The organism is Rathayibacter sp. PhB1 (genome assembly GCF_004362935.1).
Classification (GTDB): domain Bacteria; phylum Actinomycetota; class Actinomycetes; order Actinomycetales; family Microbacteriaceae; genus Rathayibacter; species Rathayibacter festucae.
On sequence record NZ_SNYD01000005.1, the window covers coordinates 1 to 25,890 of the forward strand.

Consider the following 25,890-nt stretch of genomic DNA (forward strand, 5'->3'; position numbering starts at 1 on the left):
GCTGGGCTTCATCGTTCGACTTGCATGTGTTAAGCACGCCGCCAGCGTTCGTCCTGAGCCAGGATCAAACTCTCCGTAAAAAAATTACGAACACCAACCCCGAAAGGAAGGCGCTCAAGTTTGACCTCTAGCAAATAAGACATCATTACTGACATCAATTTCCAAAGGAACCCAACCGGATCACAAGACCCGGACGGGGTTATAAATTTGGCATTGAACATAGTGCACGCTGTTGAGTTCTCAAGAATCGGACACATCCCGCCTCCACACCTGAAAAGGCGCTTCACAACGGAAGTGATCGAAGATGTTGCCTTAGTCGGAAGACTTCGCTAAGCTGGAGAAGCTGTTCTCTCAGCCGCCGTGGCAACTTGACTAACTTAGCACATCCGCAGGCCGTGTCAAATCCGGCTTCTTCGCGATGCCGTTGCGCTCGTAGGCGCTCCGACGTTGCTCGGTTCCGGACCTGAGTCCGTCGCCGGGCGGCGAAGTTGCTGGACCCGAGGGATCCTGCGAAGGCTTTACATCCGTGCGGCAGACGTGACCCGAAGGACTGTCTTGCCGAGTGGATGGTGCCGAATGAGGCCGGGACGTTGAACCGTGCTCCGAGGAGCCCTGTTCTTCCGTTTCCCTGCGGCCTGTGTGGCGACTTGGAATAAGTTACGGCCCGATCCCGGCACTGTCAAACCGGGCCCCCGAAACCGCTCATCCCGGGCGTGTCGCGCTGGGGGTCCTCCCCAGGGCGCGGATGTCCGGACTCTCCACCGACCGCGCAGTCGGCCCTCCTCCGCCCCGATACTGCTGGCCACAATGGGCGCATGTCTCTCCCCGACCAGCCCCGTCCCCTGCTCGCCTCCCTCGAGGAGGCGGTCGCCGCGATCCGCACGGCGGCGTCGGACCGGCGTCTCCTCCTGGTGGGAGTGACCGGATCGCCGGGCGCCGGCAAGTCCACGATCGCCGAGCGGCTGCGTGCTGGCCTTCCCGATGCGCTCGTCCTCGCGCTCGACGGGTACCACCTGCCCCAGCAGCGTCTGCGCGAACTCGGTCGGCGCGAGCGGATGGGGGCGCCGGACACCTTCGATGTCGTCGGATTCCTCGGGGCCTTGCGGAGTCTCCGGTCCGCGCAGCCGGGCGCCACCGTGCGGGTCGCCTCCTTCGATCGCACGATCGAGGAGCCGGTGCCGGAGTCCGTCGCCCTCCCCGTGGGTGAGCGGACCGTCGTCCTGGTCGAGGGCAACTACCTGCTGCTCGAGGACGACGGCTGGGGTGAGGTCGCCGGCCTCCTCGATCTGACGCTGCACCTGCGGGTCGAGCCGACCCTGCGCCGGCGGCGACTGGTCGCGCGGCACCTCCGCTTCGGCAAGACCCTCGAGGAGGCGATCGCCTGGACCGACGGGCCCGACGAGCGGAACGCGGAGCGGATCGAGGCGGCGGGTTCCCGGGCCGACGCGATCCTCGAGGAGTCCGCTCCCCGCGCCTTACGGATCCTGCACCTCTCGGACACGCACCTGCTCGCCGACCCCGCTGCCCGGTACAACCGCATTGTCGATCCGCGCGCCGCACTCGACGCGGTGCTCGCCGCCCACTCCGCCGTCGCCGACCTCGACGCCGTCGCGGTGTCCGGCGACCTGAGCGATGACGGCGATGCCGAGTCCTACCGGGTTCTGCGCGCGAGGCTCGAGGAGTGGTGCGCCGAGCGGGATGCCGCGCTCGTGCTCGCCCTCGGCAATCACGACGACCGCGAGGGCTTCGGCTCCGACGGGGCCTGGAACACCGAGGTCGTCATGCGCGGGGTGCGGATCCTCGCGCTCGACTCCTCCGTTCCGGGCGGAGCGTCCTGGGGACTCCTCGCCGAGCCGACGCTGGCCTGGCTGCGGAGTCGAGTGGCCGAGGACCCGGAGACGCCGACGGTCGTGGTGCTGCACCACCCGCCGATCGAGGCGGTCACCCCGCTGCACCGGCGGATGGGACTCGCGAATCCGCACGACTTCTGGGAGGCGGTCGAGGGTTCGACGCTCCTGGCGGTGCTCGCCGGGCACTGGCACCACGCCTTCGTCGACACGACCCACCCGGCTCCGGTGGTGGTCGCTCCCGGTGCCGCGAACCGGACCGACGTGCTCGCCGGGCCGCAGCACGAGCGGTCGATCGCCGCATCGGGAGCCGCGATCGTGGAGATCCTGCCGAGCGGCGTGCGCGTGACGAGCACCGAGATCGATGCTCCGCACCGGGGCACCGAGCTCTTCGACGTCAGCGGGGAGGTGCTAGCCGACTGGCAGCGACGCCTCGGGTTCCCGGGATGACGCGGCCGCGCTCGAAGGGATGACTCCCTCGGACGGGGAAGCGGACGGCGCGGGGCCGCATGCGACAGCCCGCGCCGCCCGCTGCTCGGGGGCGCTCGGTCCGGGGGGACCGGGCGGAGGTGCGCGGCGCCGGGCTCAGCCGGTGCCGCGCACCAGGGGGTCAGGCGTGGATGCCGACCTCTTCCGGCGAGACGTCCGCGCCGGGGGCGGAGGGCTCGAGGGCCTCGGCGACGCGCTGCGACAGCGAGCTGTCCACGTTCGCCCAGTACTGGAGCACGCGCTGGCGCAGCTCCGGGCGGGTCACCTTGGAGACGTGGCCGGCGATGTTCGCGACCAGTCGCGCCTTGGCGTCGTCGTCGAGGACGTCGCGGTAGAGCGTGCCGGCCTGGCCGAAGTCGTCGTCCTCGGGGTGCAGGGTCGCCGCGGCCCGCGTGAGCGCGCCGTCGGTCTCCCAGCCGGGACCCTCCGCCGCGCGGGCGGGGTCGGCGTGCGCGCCGCCCATCGTGTTCGGCGCGTAGACGGGCACCTCGGAGCGCTGGAAGTCGAAGCGCATCGCGCCGTCCTTCGAGTACGAGTGCACCGGCGACTTCGCGGCGTTGACCGGCAGCTGCGCGTGGTTGGTGCCCACGCGGTAGCGGTGCGCATCGGCGTAGCTGAAGATGCGCGCGAGCAGCATCTTGTCGGGGCTGGCCTCGATCCCGGGCACGAAGTTCGAGGGAGCGAAGGTCGCCTGCTCGATCTGCGCGAAGTAGTTCTCCGGGTTGCGGTCGAGGGTCATCGTGCCGACCTCGATCAGCGGGTAGTCCGCGTGCGGCCAGACCTTGGTGAGGTCGAACGGGTTGAACCGGTAGGACTCGGCGTCGGCGTACGGCATGACCTGGACGGAGAGGGTCCACGAGGGGTGGTCGCCACGATCGATCGCAGCGGACAGGTCGCGGATGTGGAAGTCCGCGTCCTCGCCGGCGATCTGGTCGGCCTGCTCCTGGCTGAGGATCTCGATGCCCTGGTTCGTCTTGAAGTGGTACTTCACCCAGAAGCGCTCGCCGGCGGCGTTGACCCACTGGTAGGTGTGCGAGCCGAAGCCGTCCATGTGCCGCCACGAGCTCGGCAGTCCGCGGTCGCCCATCAGCCAGGTGACCTGGTGCGCCGACTCGGGCGAGAGGGTCCAGAAGTCCCACTGCATGTCGTGGTCGCGGAGGTGAGTGCCGGGCAGGCGCTTCTGCGAGCGGATGAAGTCGGGGAACTTGATGCCGTCGCGGAGGAAGAACACCGGGGTGTTGTTGCCGACGAGGTCGTAGTTGCCCTCGCTCGTGTAGAACTTCAGCGCGAAGCCGCGCGGGTCGCGCCAGGTGTCGGGCGAGCCCTGCTCGCCGGCGACGGTGGAGAAGCGGGCGAGCATCTCGGTCTCGACGCCGGGCTGGAACAGCGCGGCGCGGGTGTACGCGCTGACGTCGCCGGTGGTGACGAAGCGGCCGAAGGCGCCGCCGCCCTTGGCGTGGACGACGCGCTCCGGGATGCGCTCGCGGTTGAACTGCGCGAGCTTCTCGAGGAGGTAGTGGTCGTGGAGCGCGATGGGGCCGTCGGCTCCGACGCTGAGCGAGTGCTCGTCGCTGGCGACGGGGGCTCCGGCATCGGTCGTCGTGAATCGTTCCTCGGTCATGAATCCTCCTGTCGGCGGAGCGCTGTCTCGCCCTCCGCGGCGGTGATGGCGGGCGCCGGCCGGGTCTCGGCCTGCGCGAGGCAGTCGGGGCAGGTGCCCCAGAACGTGATGTCGGCCGTGTCGATGGCGAAGCCGCTCGACGACGACGGGTGCAGGCAGGGCGCCTGGCCGACGACGCAGTCGACGTCGGCGACGGCGCCGCAGCTGCGGCAGACGACGTGGTGGTGGTTGTCGCCGACGCGGAGCTCGAAGCGGCGGGCGTGACCCTCCGGCTCGATGCGGCGGGTGAGGCCGGCCTCGGTGAAGGCGGCGAGGACGCCGTACACGGCCTGGGCCGAGGCGTCGGGCAGATCGACGCGCACCCGCGCGAGGATCTGATCGACGTCGGAGTGCGGATGCCCCTCGAGCGCCTGCAGGACGGCCCGCCGGGTCGCGGTGGCCTTGAGCCCGGAGGCTCTCAGCCGGTCGTCCGTCATCGTCATGGGGACAAGGCTACCGAGTTGTGTTGAATAGTTCAAAACAACGGCGCGTCGCGGGGGGAGTGCCGGCGCCGCGTGCGGGTGCTGGCGGGTGGGTCTCGATACGCCGCTGCGCGGCTACTCGACCAGCATGTTCGCATGCGCTCGCATCCCGCGGCTTCATGCTGATCGAGTAGCCCGCGCAGCGGGCGTATCGAGATCCACCCCGTCAGCACGCGGGTCTGCAGGCTGCCCTGCTGGGCACGGCGGGTCTCGATACGCCGCTCCGCGGCTACTCGACCAGCATGGCCGCCGCTCCGCGGCTCCTCGACCAGCATGCTTCTCGCTGATGAACGAGCCCGCGCAGCGGACCACTCCTAGGCGACCGGGCCCTCGACGAGGGTGACGGTCGCGGACTGCGAGGTGCCGGCGGCGGTGGTCCAGGTGAGGGTGACCGATTCGCCGGGCTCGCGCTGGGCCAGGTCCGCGGAGAGGGCGTCGCCCGAGGCGACGGCCGTGCCGTCGACCGCGGTGACGACGTCGCCGGCGACGAGGCCGGCGGCGGCAGCGGGGGTGCCCTCGATCACGCCGGCGATCAGAGCGCCGGCCGGGGTGCTCGCGCCCGAGACGGCTCCGGAGGCGGTGCCCGCCGTCGTGCCGGACGGCAGCGAGACGCCGAGGAAGGCCGGGTAGCCGATCGCGACGGTCGACGTGTCGGCGCCCGCCTCGATCGTCGCGACGATGTCCAGGGCCTTCGAGATCGGGATGGCGAAGCCGGTGATGTCCGCGGTTCCACTGGAGGCGGCGGTGTCGATGCCGACGACCTTCCCGGCCGCGTCGACCAGCGGGCCGCCCGAGTCGCCCGCGACGATGTCCGCGTCGACCTGGATCAGGCCGGTGAGCTTCTCGCCGGTGATGCCGGTCTCGGCCTGGGTGGTGATGCTCTGGCCGAGGGCCTCGACGGTGCCGGCCGCGGCGACCAGGGTGCCGGTGCCCTTCGCGTTGCCGACGGCGGTGACGGCATCGCCGACCGCGACTCCGTCGGTGTCGAGGGTCGCCGGGGTGAGGCCCGAGGCGTTCACGAGCTGGAGCACGGCGATGTCGTTGGTCTTGTCGGTGCCGACGACGCGGGCGGTGTACGCCTGCCCGGTGCTCTCGACCGTGACGGTGATGCTGGTGGAGCCCTCGACGACGTGGTTGTTGGTGAGGATCATGCCGTCGGAGGTGAGGATGACGCCGGTGCCGGCGGAGGTCGCGCCCTCGTAGGTGAGGTCGGAGGTGATCGTGACGACGCCGGCGGTCTGCGCGGTGCTCGCGGGGACGGCGTCGGTCGCCGTGGACGTCGACGTGGAACCGGAGGTCCCCGAGCCGGTGCCGCCCGAGCCCGAGCCGTATCCGTATCCGTAGACCGACCCACTGCCGGAGCCGTCTCCCGAGGAGGATCCGCCCGAGTAGGGCAGCACGACGATGCCGCCGCCGAAGGAGCCGCGGGAGCCGCCGGGGTAGACGATGGTGCTGGCGGCGCTCGACGAGGCGGCCGAGGCGGACTCGGAGCGGCCGGCGAGCGAGACGCCGCCCGCGGTGACGCCGATCAGCAGGGCGAGCCCAGCACCGCCAGCGATCAGGGCGCGACGGCGACGACGACGGTCGTCGGTCCGGAGCGCCTGGCGCTCCTCGGCGCCGGTGGGGTCCGTCGCGGTGGCAGCGGGCTCGCGCTCGGCGCCGTGGGATTCGGGTGACTCGTTCATGATGCGTCCTCGTGGCCGGGGCCGCCCCTGACGGCGACCGGAGTCCATTCGACGACCCGCCGCATCGCGCGGGCTGGACGCTGCCTATGGCGATCCTATGAACCCGGCGGCGCCCCCTCCTCCGACTTCCTCCCGCTCGGAAATAGTTGTGGCTACAACTGAGTTGGACCTAGCATGACCGGCATGACCACCTCCTCGTCCGACCTGCTCGCCCCCGACACCGTGATGGGGGCGGTCACGCTGCGCGTCGCCGACCTCGACGCGATGGTCGCCTACTACCGCGACGCCGTCCTGCTCGACCTGCTCTCGCAGGACGGCTCGGTCGCGGTGCTCGGCCGCGGCGGCGTCCCCGCGGTGATCCTCCAGCACGCTCCGGAGCTGCGGCACGCCGCCCCGCGCAGCGCCGGCCTGTTCCACACCGCGATCCTCTTCGAGTCGGAGGCGGCGCTCGCCGCCGCCGTGCACAGCGTCGCGACCCGGCACCCCGGCTCCTTCACCGGCAGCTCCGACCACCTGGTGAGCAAGGCGTTCTACTTCGACGACCCGGAGCACAACGGCGTCGAGCTCTACTGGGACCGCGACCGCAGCCAGTGGTCCTGGACGCACGGGCGGATCGAGATGTCGACGCTCTTCCTCGACCCGAACGCGTTCCTCCGGGAGCACCTGACCGAGGAGGCGATCGCGCAGCCGCGGCTCGGCGGCGCCTCGGTCGGCCATGTGCACCTCAGCGTCGGCGACGTCGCGACGGCGAAGGAGTTCTACGTCGACCGGCTCGGCTTCGAGACGACGATCGCCTACGGCGGGCAGGCGCTCTTCGTCTCGGCCGGCGGCTACCACCACCACATGGCGATGAACACCTGGAACTCGCTCGGCGCCGGTCGGCGGCAGCTCGCGCTCGGACTGGGGCAGGTCGAGATCGTGGTGCCGGCGGCGGACGATCTGGGTGCGCTCGGCGAGCGCCTGCGCAGCGCGAAGGTCGCCACCGCGGACGACGGGCGCACGCTGTCCTTCGAGGACCCGTGGGCCAACACCCTGCGGGTGACCGCGGCGGCCTGAGCGGACGGCCCGTCGAGACGGGCGATCCCGGGACGGATCGCCGGAAAGCCGGGCGGGTACGATGGGCGCGCGGAGATCCGCACAGCCCCTCGAGACTCCGGAGAACACGGTGCCCACGATCGTCGTTGAAGTCATGCCCAAGGCCGAGCTGCTCGATCCGCAGGGGAAGGCCGTCGCCGGCGCGCTCTCGCGCCTCGGCCACTCCGCCGTCACGGGCGTGCGGGTGGGCAAGCGCTTCGAGATCACCGTCGACGAGGTGACCGACGAGGTCCGCGCCTCGATCGCCGCCCTGGCGGACGACATGCTGTCGAACTCGGTCATCGAGGACGTCGTCGGCATCCACTACCCGGAGGCCTGAGCATGCGGATCGGCGTCATCACCTTCCCCGGCTCGCTCGACGACCGCGACGCCCAGCGCGCGGTCCGCTTCGCCGGTGCGGAGCCCGTGGCCCTCTGGCACGGCGACCACGACCTCGACGGCGTCGACGCGATCGTGCTGCCCGGCGGCTTCTCCTACGGCGACTACCTGCGCTGCGGCGCCATCGCCTCGCACTCGCCGATCATGCGCGAGGTGATCGACGCGGCGAACGCCGGCACCCCCGTCCTCGGCATCTGCAACGGCTTCCAGATGCTGACCGAGGCGCACCTGCTGCCCGGCGGCCTGATCCGCAACGACGTCGGCTCCTTCGTCTGCCGCGACCAGCGGCTCGTCGTCGAGAACGCCGCCACCGTCTGGACCAGCGACTTCGAGGCCGGCCAGGAGATCACCATCCCGCTGAAGAACGGCGAGGGCGGCTACATCGCCTCGGCCGAGACGCTCGCGGAGCTCGAGGGCGAGGGCCGCGTGGTCTTCCGCTACCTCGGCGCGAACCCGAACGGCTCGATGAACGACATCGCCGGAGTCGCGAACGCGCGCGGCAACGTCGTCGGCCTGATGCCGCACCCCGAGCACGCGGTCGAGCCGGGCTTCGGCCCGGACACCCCTGCCGCGATGCGCTCCGGCGTGGACGGGCTCGCGTTCTTCACCTCCGCGGTGCGCGCGCTGGTCGCCACGGCCTGACGTCCGGCCGCGCTACTCCCGCGCGGCGCGCAGACCCGCGATCTCGCGCGCTGCGCCGTGCAGCGCGAGGACGGCCGCGGCGTGGGCCTCGGGCGCGAAGGCGGCGAAGGCGGTCCGTGCCGCCGCGGCCGCCGCGCGGACCGGGGCGCGGTCGCGGCAGAGCCGCTCGAGGTACTCGGCGAAAGCGCTCGGCTCGACGGGTGCGAGCAGTCCCGGGCCGTCGAGGCCCTCCGTGAGGGCCGGGTCGACGTAGAGGATCCCGCGGCCGCCCTGCAGCGCCTCGACGACGACCATCGGCTGGTTGTCGAAGCCGGACGAGGTCAGGGCGACGAGATCGGAGCGGCGGACGGCGTCGCCGATGCGGCGGTTCTCGACGAAACCGCGGAAGACGACCGCCGGGGATCCCGCGGCGAGCCGGACGGCGCGGGCGAGTGACGGACCGGTGCCGATCACCTCGACGCGGAGGGCCTCGGGGTCGCGGGCGAGGACGGCGAGGCAGGCCTCGACGAACGGGACGAGCCGCTTCTCCGGTGCGCACCGGCCGACCCAGAGCAAGCGGAGCGGACCGGGGGTGTCCGCCGCGACGCGCTCCTCGATGCGGTGGCTGGAGTCCCGCCGGATCACGGTGTTGGGCAGCACCTCCACCCGCTCCAGGCCCGCGCGACGGAGCGCCTCGGCCTGGTGGGCCGACGGGGAGATCACGAGATCCGCGCGGGCGGCGGCGCTCCGGGTGACCTCGCGGAGGAGCGCGCCGAGGCGGTCGTCGCCGCCGCGGTCCGGCCGCGGTCGGACGCCCGACACGGCGGCGACGTAGGTCGCGGCGAGCGGGGCGAGCAGGCGGCCGGCGCGACCGGGCACTCCGCGCCAGAAGAAGGTGTGCACCGTGGCGACCGAGGGGATCGAGAGCGCCGCGGCGACCTCCAGTGCGGCGACCGCGAGGCCGAACTCGGAGTGGACGTGGACGGCGCCGACCCCCTCGTCGCGGAGCAGCCGCTCGAGCAGGGCCCGGGTGCGGCGGGAGTTGCGGACGACCGGCAGCTGCGCGACGGGGATCCGGGGCGCCGGGATCAAGCGGACGTCGATGCCGTCGAGCGGCAGCGTCGTGGCGGAGCGGGGGACGACCAGCAGGACGCGGACGCCCGCCTCCACGAGGCTCCGGCACTCCGCGACCATCGCCGTCTGCGCCCCGCCGGTGTAGTCGAGCGCGTAGTCGCTGACGACCGCGACGGTCGACTGCGCCGCCGAGGGAAACCGAGTACTGCTCATGACCATCGGGCGACGCTAGCAGCGGCCGGCGGGGCGGCTCCGCGGAGGCGCGTCGGGCGGCGCTCGGTGCGGCCGGGCGGTCCAGAACGAGCGAAGAGCACTGCCGACCATGCTGGTCGAGTAGCCCCGAAGGGGCGTATCGAGACCCCACGTGCATGCAGTGGTGGATCTCGATACGCCCGCTGCGCGGCCTACTCGATCAGCATGGACGGTGCCCGCTCAGCAGGCAGCTGAGTCGACGAGAGAGCGCGGCGCAGCCGCTCGATCGGCGAAGGACGAGTCCGGCCGGCGCGGGATCGCTTCCACCATGCTGGTCGAGTAGCCCCGAAGGGGCGTATCGAGACCCCACGTGCATGCGGTGGTGGATCTCGATACGCCCGCTGCGCGGGCTACTCGATCAGCATGGACGGTGCCCGCTCAGCAGGCAGCTGAGTCGACGAGAGAGCGCGGCGCAGCCGCTCGATCGGCGAAGGACGAGTCCGGCCGGCGCGGGATCGCTTCCACCATGCTGGTCGAGTAGCCCCGAAGGGGCGTATCGAGACCCCACGTGCATGCGGTGGTGGATCTCGATACGCCCGCTGCGCGGGCTACTCGATCAGCATGAACCGCGCCCGCTGGGTGGGCCACTCTCTCGGCGAGGGAGCGCGGCGCAGCCGCTCGATCGGTGAGGGGGCGCGGCGCAGCCGCTCGATCAGCGAATGGCGGAGCGTCCCGCTCGATCAGCGAAGGAAGGGCGGGCGGCGCAGCCGCTCCATCGCGAGGAGGGGCTACGGGCCCGTCAGCACCTCGGGCTCCGGGGTCATCGAGATGGTGGGGATGGAGGCGGTGATCACGGTGCCGTCGGAGCGGCGGGTGCCCTCGATGTCGGAGGTGGTCGGCGCTCCGGTGAGGCGGGGGCCCTGGTGGCCGAGGCCGACGCGGACCGGGTTGCCGGACTCGACGTGCACCCGCTCGCCGCGGACGGTGATCGCCGCGGCGTCGCCGTCCTCGACGGTCAGCAGCACCGCCTCCTGGGTCACCGCGACCCGCACCCGCGTGCCGTGCAGCGTGATGCGGAAGGTCAGGCGGTCCCAGTCGTCGGGGAGGCGCGGGTCGAGCGTGATCCGCCCGCCGTGGTCGCGCATCCCGCCGAAGCCGTAGACCAGGGCGCTCCAGACGCCGCCGGTCGAGGCGACGTGGATGCCGTCCGCCGTGTTGCGGTGCAGATCGGCGAGGTCGACGAACAGCGCCGAGAGGAAGTAGTGCCGCGACAGCTCGCTGTAGCCGACCTCGGCCGCGATGATCGACTGCACGACCGCCGACAGCGTCGAGTCGCCGGTGGTCAGCGCGTCGTAGTACTCGAAGTCGGCGCGCTTCTGCTCCGCCGTGAACTCGTTGCCCTGCAGCAGCAGCGCGAGCACGACGTCGGCCTGCTTGAGCACCTGGAAGCGGTAGATCACCAGCGGGTGGAAGTGCAGCAGCAGCGGGCGCTTGGACGCCGGGGTGTTCTCGAGGTCCCAGAGCTCCTTCTCGAGGAACGCCGCGTCCTGCGGGTGGATGCCGGCGCGGGCGTCGAAGGGGATGTGCATCTTGTCGGCCGCGCGGGCCCACTCGATGACCTCGTCCTCGTCGAGCAGCAGCCGGGCGACCATCCGCTCGTAGGCCGACGGCTCGACGGCCTTCAGCAGCTCGACGGCGCGGGCGGCCGCGCGCAGGTTCGAGCGGGCCATCACGTTCGTGTACAGGTTGTCGTTGACGACGGTCGTGTACTCGTCCGGCCCGGTGACGCCGTGGATGTGGAAGTGGTCGTCGCCGTTGCTGCGCCAGAAGCCCAGGTCGGCCCACATCCGCGCGGTCTCGACCAGGATGTCGATCGCGCCGCGGGCGAGGAAGTCGTCGTCGCCGGTCGCGCCCACGTACTGCATCAGCGCATAGGAGATGTCGGCGTCGATGTGGTACTGCGCGGTGCCGGCGGCGTAGTACGCCGACGACTCCTGGCCGTTGATGGTGCGCCAGGGGAAGAGCGCGCCGCGCTGGTTGAGCTCGGCCGCGCGCGAGCGGGCCGCCTCGAGCATGTTCTGGCGGAAGCGCAGGGCGTTCCGCGCCACGAGCGGGGCCGTGTAGCTGAGGAACGGGAGGACGTAGACCTCGGTGTCCCAGAAGTAGTGCCCGCCGTAGCCGGAGCCCGAGACGCCCTTGGCCGCGACGCCGCCGCCGTCCGTGCGGGCAGTGGACTGCGCCAGCTGGAAGAGGTTCCAGCGGGTGGCCTGCTGGATCGCCGCCTGGCCGTCGATCTGCACGTCGGAGCGGAGCCAGAAGTCGTCGAGCCACTCGCGCTGCTTGGTGAACTGCTCCTCCACCGGGGTCTCGCGGGCGCGGTCGAGCGTGCGGTCGCAGCGGTCGGCGAGCTCGCGCACGGGGACGCCGCGAGAGGTGTGGTAGGTCAGCGTCTTCACCAGGCGCACCGGGACGCCGGCCTTCGCCTTCACGCGGTAGACGTGCTTGGCGAGGTCGTCGTCGATCTGGGAGGTCTGGTCCCACTCGTTCTCGGTCTCGAGCACGTGCTCGGCACCGCAGGCGACGGTCATCCGGGAGTTGGTGGTGCGGTAGCCGAGCAGGTAGCGCGTGCCGCTGACCCGCTTGAGCTGCGGCTGCAGCACCCGGTCCTCGAACGACTCGGCCTTGCGCGGGTCGAAGCCGGCGGCCTCACTGCCCGAGGGCGCGTGGTACTCGTCGACGCCGTCCTGGCGGTTGAGGATCTGGCTCGAGATCAGCACCGAGGCGTCGTGGTCGAGCATCTCGACCTCGTAGTCGAGGATCGCGAGGTGCCGGTCGGTGAAGGAGACCAGGCGGCGCGAGCGGATCAGCACGCGCTTGCCCGAGGGGGTGCGCCACTCCAGCTCGCGGGTGAGCACGCCGTTCGCGAAGTCGAGGCGGCGCGTGTAGGCGAGGACGTCGGCCTCGCTCAGCACGAACGGCTCGTCGTCGACGTAGAGGCGGATGATCTTCGCGTCCGGCACGTTGACGATCGTCTGGCCGACGCGGGCGAAGCCGAACGCCTCCTCCGCGTGCCGGATGGGCCAGGTCTCGTGGAAGCCGTTGATGAAGGTGCCGTAGGCGTAGCCGTCGCGGCCCTCCTCGACGTTGCCGCGCAGGCCCAGGTAGCCGTTGCCGGTCGCGAAGAGCGTCTCGGTGCGCCCCTGCAGCTCGGTGGCGAACTCGGTCTCGATCAGCGACCACTCGTCGACCGGGAACCGGTTGCGGTCGAGCGGGTCGGAGGTGATGGGGTTCATGCGGCGTCCTCGGGGGCGGGGGCGGAGGGGAGGAAGGGGAGCAGCTCGGCCAGGTCGTCGACGACGATGTCGGCGCCGTGCTCGAGGAGGGTGTCGCGGCCGACGCCGCGGTCGACGCCGACGACGAGGCCGAAGGCGCCCGCGCGGCCGGCGGCGACTCCGGAGTGGGCGTCCTCGACGACCACGCACTCGGCCGCGGTCAGCCCGAGCAGCTGCGCGGCGTGCAGGTAGGTGTCCGGCGCGGGCTTGCCGGCGATCGAGTCGCGGGCGGCGAGCAGCCCGTCGACGACGACCTCGAAGCGGTCGCGGATCCCCGCGGCCTCGAGCACCGGCACGCCGTTGCGGGAGGAGGTGACGACGGCCACCTCGACGCCCGCGGCGATCGCGGCGTCGACCAGGGCGAGCGAGCCCGGGTACGGGGCGACGCCGTTCTCGGCGAGGGTCTGGTTGAAGGCGTCGTTCTTCCGGTTGCCGAGCCCGCAGACGGTCTCGAGGGCGGGGTCGTCGCTCGGCGAGCCCTCGGGGAGGGTGATGCCGCGCGAGGCGAGCAGCGCGCGGACGCCGTCGTAGCGGGGGCGGCCGTCGATGTACCGGAAGTAGTCGGCGTCGGTGTAGCCCTCGGCGATGCCGCGCGACTCGAGGTACGGCGTGAAGAGGCGGGCCCAGGCCTGCATGTGCACGTCGGCGGTGGGGGTGAGCACCCCGTCGAGGTCGAAGAGCAGCGCCTTCGCCCGGCCGAGGGCGGAGGCGTCGGGGCGCGTCGGTGAAGCAGTCACAGCGGGGAGGACCTCTGGTCGGGGCACGGGTGCGGTGGGCTCCGCCGTCGACAGGCCGTCCGCGCGGACACCGGGTATCGTATACGCCCCCCGGTCGCCGTCTGGAACCGTTTACACGTCCGACATCTGCGGGCCCCGGACGGTCTGCGCGGCGTGTGCGCGCCGGTGCGCGCGGAGTCGTCCGCGGAACGAAGGCCGGACGACCGGATCCGCGGATCTCCGGGCGATCCCGGGCGCTCGGCCTTCGTTGTGCGGCCCGTCAGGCGGTCTGTCCGGGCGCCGCGCCTCCGAACGGACGCGCACCGGGCCCTGGTGCGGTCGCGGGCCCCGGTTCGCGTCCACTCGGTCGCGGCGCAGCCCGCGAGCGGACCCGGGACGGGCGCTGGCCGAGCCGTAGGCCCCACTGCGCGTCGACTCGGCGGATCAGCGACGCGTCAGCCGGGAGGGGTGCCGCGCCGGGGCGGTCAGCCGAGGGGCTGCAGGTCGGCCTCGCCCGGGCCGGCGGTCAGGCGGTGGCGGCCGAGCGGGAGCATCAGCGGGGTGCCGGAGGTGGGGTCGGTGATGATGCGGCTGTCGAGGCCGAAGACGGCGCGGACGGTGTCCTCGGTCAGGACCTCGGCGGGGGTGCCGGCGGCGTGCACGGTGCCGCCGGCCAGGGCGACGAGGTGGTCGGCGTAGCGGGCCGCGAGGTTGAGGTCGTGCAGCACCATCACGACGGTCGTGCCGCGGTTCCGGTTGAGGTCGACGAGCAGGTCGAGCACCTCGACCTGATGGCTGACGTCGAGGAAGGTGGTCGGCTCGTCCAGCAGCAGCAGGTCGGTCTCCTGGGCGAGGGCCATCGCGATCCAGACCCGCTGGCGCTGGCCGCCGCTGAGCTCGTCGACGGCGCGGTCGGCGAGGGCGGCGGTGTCGGTCGCGTCGAGGGCCGTGGCGACGGCCTCGTCGTCGTGCGCGTTCCAGCGGCTGAGGATGCCCTGGTGCGGGTGGCGGCCGCGGCCGACGAGATCGGCGACGGTGATCCCCTCCGGAGCGATCGGCGACTGCGGCAGGAGGCCCAGGGTGCGGGCGAGCTGCTTCGCCGGCGTCCTGTGCACGGCCTTGCCGTCGAGCAGCACGGTGCCGGCGCGCGGCGCCAGCAGCCGCGACATCGAGCGCAGGAGGGTCGACTTCCCGCAGGCGTTCGCGCCGACGATCGCGGTGATTCGGCCGGGCGGGACGACGAGGTCGAGGCCCTCGACGACGGTGCGGTCGCCGTAGCCCAGGGTGAGCGCGTCGACGGTGAGGGTGTGCTCGGCGGTCACAGGGACCCTCCCGATCGGTTGCTGCGGACGATGAGGTAGATCAGGTACGGCGCGCCGAGCACGCCGGTGACGACGCCGACCGGGTAGCGCAGGCCCAGCGCGTACTGCCCGACGAGGTCGGCGACGAGCACGAGCAGCGCGCCGACCAGCGCGGACGGGATCAGCAGCGAGCGGCCGGGGCCGACCAGCCGGGCGGCGATCGGGCCGGAGAGGAAGGCGACGAACGCGATCGGCCCGGCCGCGGCGGTCGCGAAGGCGATCAGGCCGACGGCGGCGACGATGACGACGAGGCGCGTGCGGTTCACCCGGATGCCGAGGGCGGAGGCGGTGTCGTCGCCGAGCTGGGTGCCGGAGAGGTCGCGCGAGCGGGCGAGCAGCACCGGGGTCAGGACGACCACGGCGATCAGCACCGGCACGACCTCGCTCCAGCGCGCGCCGTTGAGGCTGCCGGTCAGCCAGCGGCTGGCCTCCTGGAAGTCGAAGGCGGCGGCGCGGGAGAGCACGTAGGCGGTGACGCTGTCGAGCATCGCGGCGACGCCGATCCCGATCAGGATCAGCCGGGTGCCGGCCACGCCGCTCCGGTAGGAGAGGGCGTAGACGACGAGCGCGACCAGGAGGCCGGCCGCGATGGCGAGGACCGAGACCTGCGTCGCTCCGAGCGAGAGCGTGACGATGGCGAAGGCCGCGGCGGCGCTCGCTCCGGCGCTGATGCCGATGATGTCGGGGCTGGCCAGCGGATTGCGCAGCATCGTCTGGAAGGCGACGCCGCCGAGGCCGAAGCAGAGGCCGACGAGCACGCCGAGGATCGCGCGCGGCAGGCGCAGGCGCCCGACCGTGAAGGAGGCGCCGGGGACCTGCTCGCCGAGGATCACCCGGACGACCTCGGCCGGCGAGTAGATCGTCTGCCCGACGATCAGGGAGACGGCGAAGACGACGACGAGCAGCGCGACGAGCACGGCGACCACGGTGCGGCGGCGGGCCCCGCGGCGGCGGCGGCTCGCCGCGACGGCGAGAGCCGTGGCGGAGGGCGCGGCGGAGCGGGCGGCGGGCCGGGACTGCACGGCGGTCACAGCTCGCGCACCTTCTGCCCGCGGACGATCGCGATGAAGACGGGGGCGCCGATCAGCGCGGTGATGATGCCGACGTCGATCTCGCTCGGGCGCGCGACGATCCGGCCGACGACGTCCGCGCCGATCAGCAGGACCGCGCCGGCGACCGCGGAGAAGGGGAGCAGCCAGCGGTGGTCGACGCCGACGATCAGCCGGCAGGCGTGCGGGACGACCAGCCCGACGAAGCCGATCGGCCCGGTGACCGCGGTGGTCGCTCCGCAGAGGACGACGGCGCCGAGGGCCGCCGCGCCGCGGGCCAGCGCCACGCGCTCGCCGAGGCCGGCCGCCAGCTCGTCGCCGAGGGCCAGCGTGTTGAGGCTCTTCGCCGAGAGCACGCAGAGCACGAGCCCGACGGCGAGGAAGGGCAGGACCTGGCCGATGCTCGCGAAGGTGCCGCCGCCGACCCCGCCGATCTGCCAGGAGCGGATGCCGCCGGAGAGGTCGGCGCGCGGCAGGACGATCGCGCTGATCACGGAGACGAGCGCGGCGGAGGTGGCGGCGCCGGCGAGCGCGAGCTTGAGCGGCGTCGCTCCCCCGCGGCCGAGCGAGCCGACGACGTAGACGAAGACGGCGGCGACGGCCGCGCCGCCGATCGCGACCCAGATGAAGCCGTTCGCGGTCGACAGGCCGAAGAAGACGATGCCGGTGACGACCGCGAGCGAGGCGCCGGTGTTGACGCCGAGGATCCCGGGGTCGGCGAGCGGATTGCGGGTGACGCCCTGCATCAGCACGCCGGCGACCCCGAGCGCGGCGCCCGCGACCCCGGCGAGGACGGTGCGCGGGAGGCGCTTGGCGACCGCGGCCTGCCCGAAGCCGTCGGTGGAGCCGCCGAGCGCAGCGACCACGTCGCTCCAGGCCACGTCGCGCGAGCCGATCAGCACCGAGAGCACGCCGACCCCGGCCAGCACCAGGAGTGCGACGAGCAGCCAGAGGGCGCGCAGACGCCTCGGGCGCCGCACGGCGGCGGCGACGGTTACGGGAGGTGCGGTGAGGGTCACGCGGTCGGAGCTCACGCAGTCGGGCGGGAGTGGATCACGCCGCCTTGTCCGCGGCCTCGGCCAGCATGGCGAGGTAGTCGTCCAGCACGTACGAGATCGACAGCGGGGTCGGGTTCGCGGCGGTGCCGAGCGGCGTGGAGGGCAGGCGCACGATGGCATCGTTCTGCACGGCCGGGATCTGCGAGAGCAGCGGGTCGGCCTTGAGGGTGTTGACGAGCTCGTCGTCGCCGTAGGTGACGATGACGTCGACGTCGTTGAACGCGTCCGCCTGCTCGGCGCTCTGGGTGAGCGAGAACGCGTCGGTGGTGGCCGAGGCGGTCGCGATGCTCTCCGGCGTGGTCAGGCCGAGGTCCTCGAAGAAGGCCGGGCGGGTGTCGTGCGTCGTGTAGAAGCTGACCTGGCTGAGGTCGGTCAGGTCGACGTGGGTGAGAAACATCGCCGAGGCGCCGGCGAGCTGCGGGTGCGCGGCGACCTTCTCCTCGATCTCGGTCTCGAGCTCGCCGATGAGCGCGGCGCCCTCGTCGGCCATGCCCATCGCCTCGCTGTTGAAGGTGATGGTGTCGCGCCAGGAGGTGCCCCAGGCGGTCTCGGGGTAGGCGACGACGGGCGCGATCTCGGTCAGCGTGTCGTAGTCCTCCTGCGTGAGGCCGGAGTAGGCGGCGAGGATCACGTCGGGCTGGGTGTCGGCCACGGCCTCGAAGTCGATGCCGTCGGTCTCGTCGAAGAGGACGGGGGTCTCGCCGCCGAGCTCCTCGAGCTTCTCGGACACCCAGGGGAGCAGTCCGTCGCCGTCGTCGTCACCGAAGTTCGCGGCGGCCATGCCGACCGGGACCACGCCGAGCGCGAGCGGGACCTCGTGGTTGGCCCAGTTGACGGTCGCGACGCGCTCCGGCTGCGACTCGATGGTCGTGGTGCCGAGGGCGTGCTCGATGGTGATCGGGGTGAAGTCGCTGTCGGCGGTGTCGGAGCCGGCCGCGGCGGACGAGCAGCCGGCGAGGCCGACGGTGAGCAGGGCGGTCGCGACGAGCGCGAGCGACTTGGTGGCGCGGGGCATTGTTCCCTTTCGGAAGGCTGTGGTCGTGGCGCGCAACAGGCGACGGACGCCGTGCACTAAGGACAGCCTAACCAAAGAATGTGCGAGTTCTCAGCCGGAAAGGGCCGGGGCGTCCCTACCTCAGGCGGTGACGAGCTTCTCCACGGTGCGGAGGTTGCGGGTCGTCGTGGTCGAGCGGAAGACGGCCCGGGCCAGGATCTTCGCGGCCGGAGTGTCGGTGGAGGAGCCCTTCGGGCAGCGCCAGTAGAGGACGCCGTCGCCGCGGGCGAGCAGCTCGACGTCCGGGTCGGTCGCGCCGATCGCGGACTCGGCCGCGTCGAGGGCGGCGGAGTCGGAGCCGAAGACGACGTAGGGGTGGGCGGTCTCGTCGATCCGCTCGAACGGGTAGGCGGCGGCGGCCGCGGCGAGCGCCTCCTGCGTGACGAGGACGATCCAGGCGTCGTAGCCGAAGCGCTCGCCGAGGGCCGCCTCCAGCACGGGCTTCAGCTCGGCCAGGTCGCGGTCGGAGTCGAAGGCGGCGTTGCCGCTGGCGAGCACGGTGCGGACGGCGGTGCCGCCGACGCTCTCGACGGTGGCGGCGAGGTCCGCGCTGCGGACGGTGCGGCCGTTGACGTTCACTCCGCGGAGGAGGGCGACGAGGCGGGTCATGCCGCCGACGGTAGCGTGGCGGGATGGCGCGCGGTGGACGGATCTTCGGGGGCGATGCGGCGCGGGCGGGCTCGGAGGCGGGCTCGGACACACTCGAGGCGGCGATCCTGCGCGCGAGCACCCGCGGGCCCGGCGCGCGGACCCGGGCGGAGATCGTGCCGCCGTCGGGGCGGCACCTCGTGCTGCCGTCCACCTCGGGGACCGTGCTCGCCGTGGACGTCGACGCGCTGGTGGCGCTGGCCGCCTCGGAGGACCTGCTGATCGCGCTGGAGCGGCGGCCCGGCGACTTCGCCGTCGCGGCGACTCCGCTGCTCTCGTGGTGGTCGGCGGACGAGACGGTGCCGGACGAGGAGACGGAGCGACGGCTCGACGCGCGCGCGCTCGCCGCGGTGACGCTCGGGCCGGGTCCCGGGGCGGATGCGGAGTCGCGGCTGCGCGGACTCGTCGCGCTGGCGGACGTCGACGGGCTGGCCGCGGCGCTCGCACTGCTGGCCCGGGTGCCGGATCCGCCGGCCGCGTTCCAGGACGCGGACGGCTTCTGGCGGCTGATGGTGCCGGAGGCACCGTTCGAGCGGCGGCTGCTGCTGGCGCTGGCGGTCGAGGCGCCGGCCGAGCGGGTGCTCCTGCTGCTGCGCGACTGCGCCTTCACGGCGACGCTGCCGCGGCGGCGCGCGGCGATCGCGGCGGCCTGCGCGCGGGTCGTGGCGGCGGCGCCGGGCCCCGGGGCGCTCGCCGCACTGGCGGAGGCCGTCGACGACGCGCTGGAGAAGCGCTGGCGCGCCCTCTGACCCACCTCGGGCACGCGGAACCGGCCTCGGCACGCGGCAACCCGCTGATCCGGCGAGCCGGACCCGAATTCGCGAGCCGGAGCTGCTCGTGCTGCACCTCCGGCACGCGGAAACACCTTCGGCACGCAGAAACGCGCGGATGCAGCGAGCCCGATGCGATTCCGCGTGCCGAAGCTCCCGGGGCCACACCTCCGGCACGCGGAAACACCCTTGGCACGCGGAAGCCCGCTGATCGCACGTGCCCGACCCGATTTCACGAGCCGGAGCTCCCCCGGCCACGCCTCCGGCACGTGGAAACACCCTCGGCACGCCGAAACTCGCGGATGCAGCGAGCCCGACCCGAATCCGCGAGCCGGAACTCCCCGGGCCGCACCTCCGGCACGCGGAAACACCCTCGGCACGCCGAAACTCGCGGATGCAGCGAGCCCGACCCGAATCCGCGAGCCGTAGCTCCCCGGGCCGAACCTCGGGCACGCGAGAACACCCTCGGCTCGCGGAAACGGGTGGATCCAGCAAGCCGGACGCGATTCCACGAGCCGGAGGTGCACCCGGCGAGCGTCGCCGGACGCCCGCGGCGCCCCGGGCAGCACCCGCGCAGGCCGGGTGCCTAAGCTGGACGGATGTCCCTTCCCGGTCTCGAATTCCGTCGCTTCCCCGCCGCACTGACCGCCGAGGGCGGACCCGACGCCGCCACGGCCGCCTGGGGCACCGCGATCAACGCGGGCTTCCACGAGAAGGAGTACACGCCGGAGCAGTGGCGCGACTGGGCCGAGCACATGGTCGCCGACCAGCGCGAGCTGACCGCGGTGCACGACTCCGCCTCCCCCGAGGGCATCGACGGCGAGTCCGTCCCCGTCGCCACCTACGCCGCGTTCCCCGGCTCGCTGCAGGTCGGCCGCGGGCGCGAGCTCGCCGCGCACCTCGTCTCGCAGGTCACCGTCCGGGCCACGCACCGCCGCCGCGGGGTCCTCCGCGCCATGATCACCGACGACCTGCGCCTGGCCCGCGAATCGGGCGCCGCGGTCGCCGTGCTCACCGCGAGCGAGGCCTCGATCTACCGCCGGTTCGGCTTCGGCCGCTCGGCGTTCACCCGCTCGATCCGCGTCGACACCGGCCCGCGCTTCGCCCTGCAGGTCGAGCCGGCCGGCCGCGTCGAGGTCGTCGCGACGACCTGGCTGCAGTCGCGGGTCGAGGAGGTCTTCCGCGCCTTCCACGCGCGCACCCCCGGCTCGCTGACCCGGCAGTCGCGCTACGCCGCGAACGCCGTCGGCACCGAGCCCGGCGAGACCGCGCCGGGCCGCGCCGTCCGCTCCGCCGTGCACCTCGACGCCGACGGACAGCTCGACGGCTACGTCACCTACAAGGCCGTCGGGCCGGACGAGGACGACCGCACCCTCGAGGTCGTCGACCTCGTCGCCGCGACCGCCGACGCCTACCTCGGGCTCTGGGGCTTCCTCGGTGCCGTCGACCTCGCCTCGACCGTCACCTGGGACATGGCGCCCGTCGACGACCCGCTGACCTGGGCCCTGCGCGACGCGCGCGTCGTGGAGGTGACGAAGGTCGCCGACCTGATCTGGACCCGCGTGCTCGACGTCGCGGCGGCGTTCGGCGCGCGGCCGTGGACGAGCGACGGCACGCTGGTGCTCGCGGTCCGCGACGAGCTCGGCCTCGTCGACGGCAGCTACCGCATCACGGTCGAGGGCGGCGAGGGCCGGGTGGAGCGCAGCGACGACGCGCCGACCCTGTCGCTGGACGTCGCCGACCTCGGCACGCTGCTGCTCGGCTCCGCCCGCCCGTCCACGCTGGCGCGGGCCGGCGCGGTGACGCTGGCGGAGGCGGACCACGAGAGCGTCGACCGCTTCTTCGCGCCGATCGCGGCGCCGTACTGCATCTCCTTCTTCTAGGGGCACGCGAGTGCCCTCGGGGCAGGCGGGTCTCCTGCGAACCATGCTGATCGAGTAGCCCGCGGAGCGGGCGTATCGAGATCCACCAGCGCAGGAAGGACGAGTCTGCTGACCCGCCCTTCTGAGGACGGCGGGTCTCGATACGCCCCTGCGGGGCTACTCGACCAGCATGCAGGCGGGCATCTCCTCCAGGAGGATCCCTACGCCTCGCTGATCGAGTAGCCCGCGGAGCGGGCGTATCGAGATCCACCAGCGTCCGAAGAGGAGTCTGCAAACCCGCTCTGCTGATGACGGAGGGTCTCGATACGCCCCTCCGGGGCTACTCGACCAACATGTCGCGGCGCAGACGCGCCCACTCGACCAGCACGTCGCGGCGCAGACGCGCCCACTCGACCCGCACGTCGCGGCGCAGCCGCGTCCTCTCGACCGGCATCGCGCGGGGCAGCCGCGTCCTCTCGACCAGCACGCAGCGCCCGGGACTCGCAGGGTCCTCCGGGTGTCCCCGCAACCGCGGTCGGTCATGCTGGAGGATCCCGACCCGCGAGGAGTTCCGCATGGGCGCATCCGTGATCGTCGACGCCGTCGTCGTGCTGAGCCTCATCGGCGCGCTCGTCGACGGTCTGCGCCGCGGCTTCCTCCGCACGCTCGGCGGCCTCGCCGGCGTGGTCGCCGGGGCGATCGCCGCCTCCTTCGCCGTTCCCGCGGTCTCCGCCTGGGCGGCCGGCAGCGAGTGGCGGCTGCTCGCCGTGATCGGCACCGCGGTGCTGCTCCTCGGCGTCGGCTACGCGATCGGCGCGACCATCGGCGCCGTCTTCGGCCGCGGCGCCGACAAAGTGAAGCTCGGCCTGCTCGACCGCCTCGCCGGAGGGGTCGCCGGCGTCGCCATCACCGGCCTGGTCTGGATCGCCGTCACCTCGGCGGTCTCGCTGCTCGGCGTCCCGCTGGTGACCACCTCCGTCGCGGGCTCCACCGTCATCCGCACCATCGACGACCTCACACCCGACCCGGTCCGCGGCTTCCTCGCGCAGCTGCAGTCGACCGTCGTCGACGAGGGCACCTCCTGGGTCGTCGAGGCCCTCGACGCGCCCACCGAGGCGCCGGTCATCCCCAGCGTCGCGACGGACGACCCCGAGGTGGCGACCGCCACCGACTCGGTCGTGCGCGTCTCCGGCACCGCCTGGGCCTGCGACGTCGGCGTCACGGGCAGCGGCTTCGTCGTCTCGGACGACCGGGTGATCACCAACGCGCACGTGGTGGCCGGAGTCTCGCAGCCCGTGGTCGAGGCGCCGAACGAGCCGCCGCGCACCGGCCGCGTCGTCTACCTCGACGCCGCCGCCGACCTCGCGGTCATCGCCGTCGACGGGCTCTCCGCCGCGCCGCTCGCCCTCGACGACGCGGTCCTGGCCGGCGACGACGGCGTGGTGGCCGGCTACCCCTTCGGCGGTCCGCTGACCCTCGGCGCCGCGCAGATCTCCTCCGACGCCACCGTCTCGCTGATGGTCGACGGCGCGCCGACCTCGCGCGAGGTGCTGACGCTCGCCGCCCTCGTCAACCAGGGCAACTCCGGCGGACCGCTGCTCTCGCTCGACGGCACCGTCTCGGGCGTGGTCTTCGGCAAGGCCGCCTCGGTCGACAACGTGGGCTACGCGATCCCGCTCTCGGTGCTCGGCCCGGTGGCCGCCGAGGCGCCGTCGCTGACCGACACGGTCGACTCCGGACCCTGCCGCGAGGCCTGATCCCGGCCGGACCCCGGGCGGGGCGGCGGTCCGCGGGACTCCCGAGGGCCGAGCGCCCGCCCCGGTAGGATCGTCGCGCATCCCCACCCTCTCTCCTGGAGCCTCCAGCACATGGCAGACAGCCGCACCGCAGACGCCCGCATCGCCGTTCCCGACACCACCGCGAACGCGGCCGTCACTCCCGAGAAGGAGCAGCCCTACGCGGCGCTGGGGCTGAAGCCCGACGAGTACGCGAGCATCCGCGAGATCCTCGGCCGGCGCCCCACGAGCGGCGAGCTGGCGATGTACTCGGTGATGTGGAGCGAGCACTGCTCCTACAAGTCGTCGAAGATGTACCTCCGCCAGTTCGGGCAGAAGGTCTCGCCCGCCATGAAGAAGAACCTCATGGTCGGCATGGGCGAGAACGCCGGAGTCGTCGACGTCGGCGAGGGCTGGGCCGTCACCTTCAAGATCGAGAGCCACAACCACCCCAGCTACATCGAGCCGTTCCAGGGCGCGGCCACCGGCGTCGGCGGCATCGTCCGCGACATCATCTCGATGGGCGCCCGCCCCGTCGCCGTGATGGACGCGCTGCGCTTCGGCGACATCGACGACCCGGACACCGCCCGCGTCGTGCACGGCGTTGTCGCCGGCATCTCCTTCTACGCGAACTGCCTCGGCCTGCCGAACATCGGCGGCGAGACGTACTTCGACTCCGTCTACCAGGGCAACCCGCTCGTCAACGCGCTCGCGGTCGGCGTCCTCCGCCACGAGGACCTGCACCTCGCCAACGCCCGCGGCGTCGGCAACAAGGTCGTGCTGTTCGGCGCGCGCACCGGCGGCGACGGCATCGGCGGCGCGTCGATCCTCGCTTCCGACAGCTTCGCCGACGGCGGCCCGACCAAGCGGCCGGCCGTGCAGGTCGGCGACCCGTTCGCCGAGAAGGTGCTCATCGAGTGCTGCCTCGAGCTGTTCCGCAAGGACCTCGTCGAGGGCATCCAGGACCTCGGCGCGGCCGGCATCTCCTGCGCCACGTCCGAGCTCGCCTCGAACGGCGACGGCGGCATGTTCATCGAGCTCGACTCGGTGCTGCTGCGCGACCCCTCGCTGACGGCCGAGGAGATCCTGATGTCGGAGTCGCAGGAGCGGATGATGGCGGTCGTCCGCCCCGAGAAGCTCGACGCGTTCCTCGAGGTCGTCCGCAAGTGGGACGTCGAGACCAGCGTGCTCGGCGAGGTCACCGACTCCGGCCGCCTCATCATCAACTGGCACGGCGAGGAGATCGTCAACGTCGACCCGCGCACCGTCGCCGTCGACGGCCCGGTCTACGAGCGCCCGATCGCCTACCCCGCCTGGCTCGACGCCCTGCAGGCCGACTCCTCCTCGCGGCTGCCGCGCTCGACCGAGGGCGACGCCCTGCGCGCCGAGACCCTCGCGCTGCTCGGCTCGGCGAACCTCGCCGACAAGAGCTGGATCACCTCGCAGTACGACCGCTACGTGCTCGGCAACACGGCGCTGAGCTACCCCGACGACGGCGGCATGGTCCGCGTCGACGAGGAGTCCGGACTGGGCTTCGCCGTCGCCACCGATGCCAACGGCCGCTGGTGCCAGCTCGACCCCGCGCAGGGCGCGCGTCTCGCGCTCGCCGAGGCGTTCCGCAACGTCGCCGTCACCGGAGCGACCCCCGTCGCCGTCTCGGACTGCCTCAACTTCGGCAGCCCGGAGAACCCCGAGGTGATGTGGCAGTTCCGCGAGGCCGTCGGCGCGCTCGCCGACGCGTGCCTCGAGCTCGAGATCCCCGTCACCGGCGGCAACGTCTCGTTCTACAACCAGACCGGCGACGTGCCGATCTTCCCGACCCCCGTCGTCGGCGTGCTCGGCGTGATCGACGACGTCGCCCGCCGCATCCCCTCCGGCTGGCAGGACGAGGGCGACAACGTCTACCTCCTCGGTGTCACCCGCGACGAGCTCGACGGCTCGGCCTGGGCCGGCACGGTGCACGACCACCTCGGCGGGCGTCCCCCGCAGCTCGACCTCGCGGCCGAGAAGGCGCTGGCCGAGCTGATCGCGGCCGGCTCGACCGAGTCGCTGATCGCCTCCGCGCACGACCTCGCCGACGGCGGCCTCGTCGTCGCGCTGGCCGAGTCCGCGCTGCGCTTCGGCGTCGGCGTGCGGATCTGGCTCGACGAGCTGATGGAGCGCGACGGCGTCGACGCCACCGCCGCCCTCTTCTCGGAGTCGACCGGCCGCGTGCTGGTGTCGGTGCCGCGCGAGGACGACGTGAAGTTCCGCGGCCTCTGCGAGGGCCGGGGCTACCCCGTGCTCCGGATCGGCGTCACCGACGCCGAGTCCCCCGTCGTCGAGGTCCAGGGCCTCTTCACGGTGCCGCTCGAGGAGCTGCGCGCCGTGAACGGCGCCGTGCTGCCGTCCCGCTTCGCCTGACGCCGGGCGGCTCCGCTCCGGAGCCCGCCCCACCCTCCAAGAGTTGCGGTAGTCGCACCCGACTACCGCAACTTCCGAGGAGTCGCCCGCACCACCACCCGGCTCGCTCGAGCAAGCCTCCAAGAGTTGCGGTAGTCGCGCTCGACTACCGCAACTTCCGAGGAGTCACCCGCACCGCCCGCCGGCACCCCCGCCCGAGCCTCCGAAAGTTGCGGTAGTCGCGCTCGACTACCGCAACTCTCGAGGACTCGACGCGCGCGTTCGCCCGCGCCCCGCGGCGGGTGCCCGCGCATGCCTGCGCACGCCGTAGAGCCCGCCCCACTCTCCAGAAGTTGCGGT

Annotated in this window: 19 protein-coding genes and 1 rRNA gene; 8 read left to right on the forward strand and 12 right to left on the reverse strand. The window is 72.7% G+C overall.

The window, feature by feature from the left end:
* Positions 1-80: ribosomal RNA gene (locus tag EDF17_RS13130) — 16S ribosomal RNA — on the reverse strand; the annotation flags it as partial.
* A gap of 735 nt (positions 81-815) precedes the next feature.
* Between EDF17_RS13130 and EDF17_RS13135 the strand changes: the two genes are divergently transcribed.
* Positions 816-2,297: a metallophosphoesterase gene (locus EDF17_RS13135; RefSeq protein ID WP_123447079.1), complete on the forward strand. Its 1,482-nt coding sequence runs from the start codon at positions 816-818 to the stop codon at positions 2,295-2,297.
* A gap of 160 nt (positions 2,298-2,457) precedes the next feature.
* On the opposite strand, the gene EDF17_RS13140 is transcribed toward EDF17_RS13135, so the two are convergent.
* The 3 genes from EDF17_RS13140 to EDF17_RS13150 all read right to left on the reverse strand — a co-directional run bounded on the left by EDF17_RS13140 (position 2,458) and on the right by EDF17_RS13150 (position 6,163).
* Positions 2,458-3,957 carry a catalase gene (locus EDF17_RS13140; RefSeq protein WP_123447080.1) on the reverse strand — a complete coding sequence of 500 codons (1,500 nt, stop codon included), beginning with the start codon at positions 3,955-3,957 and terminating at the stop codon, positions 2,458-2,460.
* Entirely contained in the window at positions 3,954-4,439 is a 486-nt protein-coding gene (locus tag EDF17_RS13145) for a Fur family transcriptional regulator (protein WP_185019989.1), read from the reverse strand. Before EDF17_RS13145 ends, EDF17_RS13140 begins: the two co-directional genes overlap by 4 nt.
* A gap of 353 nt (positions 4,440-4,792) precedes the next feature.
* Complete coding sequence (locus EDF17_RS13150; protein WP_208110614.1) at positions 4,793-6,163, reverse strand: trypsin-like peptidase domain-containing protein; 1,371 nt, start codon at positions 6,161-6,163, stop codon at positions 4,793-4,795.
* 183 nt (positions 6,164-6,346) lie between these two features.
* Here EDF17_RS13150 and EDF17_RS13155 point away from each other — a divergent pair, with 183 nt between their 5' ends.
* The 3 genes from EDF17_RS13155 (at position 6,347) to purQ (ending at position 8,278) form a co-directional block, all read left to right on the forward strand.
* Positions 6,347-7,219, forward strand: a complete 873-nt coding sequence (locus EDF17_RS13155) for a VOC family protein (RefSeq protein WP_185019990.1) — start codon at positions 6,347-6,349, stop codon at positions 7,217-7,219.
* Positions 7,220-7,328: 109 nt separating this feature from the next.
* Entirely contained in the window at positions 7,329-7,577 is a 249-nt protein-coding gene (gene purS, locus EDF17_RS13160; RefSeq protein ID WP_123447082.1) for a phosphoribosylformylglycinamidine synthase subunit PurS, read from the forward strand.
* Between the two features lie 2 nt (positions 7,578-7,579).
* Positions 7,580-8,278, forward strand: coding sequence for a phosphoribosylformylglycinamidine synthase subunit PurQ (purQ, locus tag EDF17_RS13165; protein ID WP_123447083.1), 699 nt, complete (start codon positions 7,580-7,582; stop codon positions 8,276-8,278).
* 12 nt (positions 8,279-8,290) lie between these two features.
* Here purQ and EDF17_RS13170 read toward each other — a convergent pair whose 3' ends face one another.
* The 8 genes from EDF17_RS13170 to EDF17_RS13205 form a co-directional block, all read right to left on the reverse strand.
* Positions 8,291-9,550, reverse strand: a complete 1,260-nt coding sequence (locus EDF17_RS13170) for a glycosyltransferase family 4 protein (protein ID WP_123447084.1) — start codon at positions 9,548-9,550, stop codon at positions 8,291-8,293.
* A gap of 761 nt (positions 9,551-10,311) precedes the next feature.
* Positions 10,312-12,816 (reverse strand): glycosyl hydrolase family 65 protein, encoded by a 2,505-nt coding sequence (locus EDF17_RS13175; RefSeq protein WP_123447085.1) that lies wholly within the window; start codon positions 12,814-12,816, stop codon positions 10,312-10,314.
* Positions 12,813-13,592 carry a beta-phosphoglucomutase family hydrolase gene (locus EDF17_RS13180; protein WP_123447086.1) on the reverse strand — a complete coding sequence of 260 codons (780 nt, stop codon included), beginning with the start codon at positions 13,590-13,592 and terminating at the stop codon, positions 12,813-12,815. The genes EDF17_RS13175 and EDF17_RS13180 overlap by 4 nt, the downstream gene beginning before the upstream one ends.
* Before the next feature lie 464 nt (positions 13,593-14,056).
* Positions 14,057-14,893: an ABC transporter ATP-binding protein gene (locus EDF17_RS13185; protein WP_123447087.1), complete on the reverse strand. Its 837-nt coding sequence runs from the start codon at positions 14,891-14,893 to the stop codon at positions 14,057-14,059.
* Positions 14,890-15,954, reverse strand: coding sequence for an iron chelate uptake ABC transporter family permease subunit (locus EDF17_RS13190; protein ID WP_123447523.1), 1,065 nt, complete (start codon positions 15,952-15,954; stop codon positions 14,890-14,892). Before EDF17_RS13190 ends, EDF17_RS13185 begins: the two co-directional genes overlap by 4 nt.
* 5 nt (positions 15,955-15,959) lie before the next feature.
* Positions 15,960-17,015: an iron ABC transporter permease gene (locus EDF17_RS13195; protein ID WP_166649681.1), complete on the reverse strand. Its 1,056-nt coding sequence runs from the start codon at positions 17,013-17,015 to the stop codon at positions 15,960-15,962.
* 19 nt (positions 17,016-17,034) lie between these two features.
* On the reverse strand, positions 17,035-18,054 hold the full coding sequence (locus EDF17_RS13200) for an iron-siderophore ABC transporter substrate-binding protein (protein WP_123447089.1): 1,020 nt from the start codon (positions 18,052-18,054) through the stop codon (positions 17,035-17,037).
* 120 nt (positions 18,055-18,174) lie between these two features.
* Complete coding sequence (locus tag EDF17_RS13205) at positions 18,175-18,702, reverse strand: DUF1697 domain-containing protein (protein WP_123447090.1); 528 nt, start codon at positions 18,700-18,702, stop codon at positions 18,175-18,177.
* A gap of 23 nt (positions 18,703-18,725) precedes the next feature.
* Between EDF17_RS13205 and EDF17_RS13210 the strand changes: the two genes are divergently transcribed.
* The 4 genes from EDF17_RS13210 to purL all read left to right on the forward strand — a co-directional run bounded on the left by EDF17_RS13210 (position 18,726) and on the right by purL (position 25,551).
* Positions 18,726-19,490: a DUF2254 family protein gene (locus EDF17_RS13210; RefSeq protein ID WP_123447091.1), complete on the forward strand. Its 765-nt coding sequence runs from the start codon at positions 18,726-18,728 to the stop codon at positions 19,488-19,490.
* 620 nt (positions 19,491-20,110) lie between these two features.
* Positions 20,111-21,394, forward strand: coding sequence for a GNAT family N-acetyltransferase (locus tag EDF17_RS13215; RefSeq protein ID WP_123447092.1), 1,284 nt, complete (start codon positions 20,111-20,113; stop codon positions 21,392-21,394).
* 554 nt (positions 21,395-21,948) lie between these two features.
* Positions 21,949-23,130: a MarP family serine protease gene (locus EDF17_RS13220; protein ID WP_166649682.1), complete on the forward strand. Its 1,182-nt coding sequence runs from the start codon at positions 21,949-21,951 to the stop codon at positions 23,128-23,130.
* 111 nt (positions 23,131-23,241) lie between these two features.
* The gene (gene purL / locus EDF17_RS13225) at positions 23,242-25,551 is read left to right on the forward strand and encodes a phosphoribosylformylglycinamidine synthase subunit PurL (RefSeq protein ID WP_123447094.1); all 2,310 of its coding nucleotides are present in this window, start codon (positions 23,242-23,244) and stop codon (positions 25,549-25,551) included.
* Positions 25,552-25,890: the final 339 nt, after the last annotated feature.

What these genes read in the sequence shown, in the direction of transcription:
- EDF17_RS13135 (WP_123447079.1), top strand. Translation starts at nt 816, where the DNA reads ATGTCTCTCCCCGACCAGCCCCGTCCCCTGCTCGCCTCCCTCGAGGAG.
- EDF17_RS13140 (WP_123447080.1), bottom strand. Translation starts at nt 3,957, where the DNA reads ATGACCGAGGAACGATTCACGACGACCGATGCCGGAGCCCCCGTCGCC.
- EDF17_RS13145 (WP_185019989.1), bottom strand. Translation starts at nt 4,439, where the DNA reads ATGACGATGACGGACGACCGGCTGAGAGCCTCCGGGCTCAAGGCCACC.
- EDF17_RS13150 (WP_208110614.1), bottom strand. Translation starts at nt 6,163, where the DNA reads ATGAACGAGTCACCCGAATCCCACGGCGCCGAGCGCGAGCCCGCTGCC.
- EDF17_RS13155 (WP_185019990.1), top strand. Translation starts at nt 6,347, where the DNA reads ATGACCACCTCCTCGTCCGACCTGCTCGCCCCCGACACCGTGATGGGG.
- purQ (WP_123447083.1), top strand. Translation starts at nt 7,580, where the DNA reads ATGCGGATCGGCGTCATCACCTTCCCCGGCTCGCTCGACGACCGCGAC.
- EDF17_RS13170 (WP_123447084.1), bottom strand. Translation starts at nt 9,550, where the DNA reads ATGGTCATGAGCAGTACTCGGTTTCCCTCGGCGGCGCAGTCGACCGTC.
- EDF17_RS13175 (WP_123447085.1), bottom strand. Translation starts at nt 12,816, where the DNA reads ATGAACCCCATCACCTCCGACCCGCTCGACCGCAACCGGTTCCCGGTC.
- EDF17_RS13200 (WP_123447089.1), bottom strand. Translation starts at nt 18,054, where the DNA reads ATGCCCCGCGCCACCAAGTCGCTCGCGCTCGTCGCGACCGCCCTGCTC.
- EDF17_RS13205 (WP_123447090.1), bottom strand. Translation starts at nt 18,702, where the DNA reads ATGACCCGCCTCGTCGCCCTCCTCCGCGGAGTGAACGTCAACGGCCGC.
- EDF17_RS13210 (WP_123447091.1), top strand. Translation starts at nt 18,726, where the DNA reads ATGGCGCGCGGTGGACGGATCTTCGGGGGCGATGCGGCGCGGGCGGGC.
- EDF17_RS13215 (WP_123447092.1), top strand. Translation starts at nt 20,111, where the DNA reads ATGTCCCTTCCCGGTCTCGAATTCCGTCGCTTCCCCGCCGCACTGACC.
- EDF17_RS13220 (WP_166649682.1), top strand. Translation starts at nt 21,949, where the DNA reads ATGGGCGCATCCGTGATCGTCGACGCCGTCGTCGTGCTGAGCCTCATC.
- purL (WP_123447094.1), top strand. Translation starts at nt 23,242, where the DNA reads ATGGCAGACAGCCGCACCGCAGACGCCCGCATCGCCGTTCCCGACACC.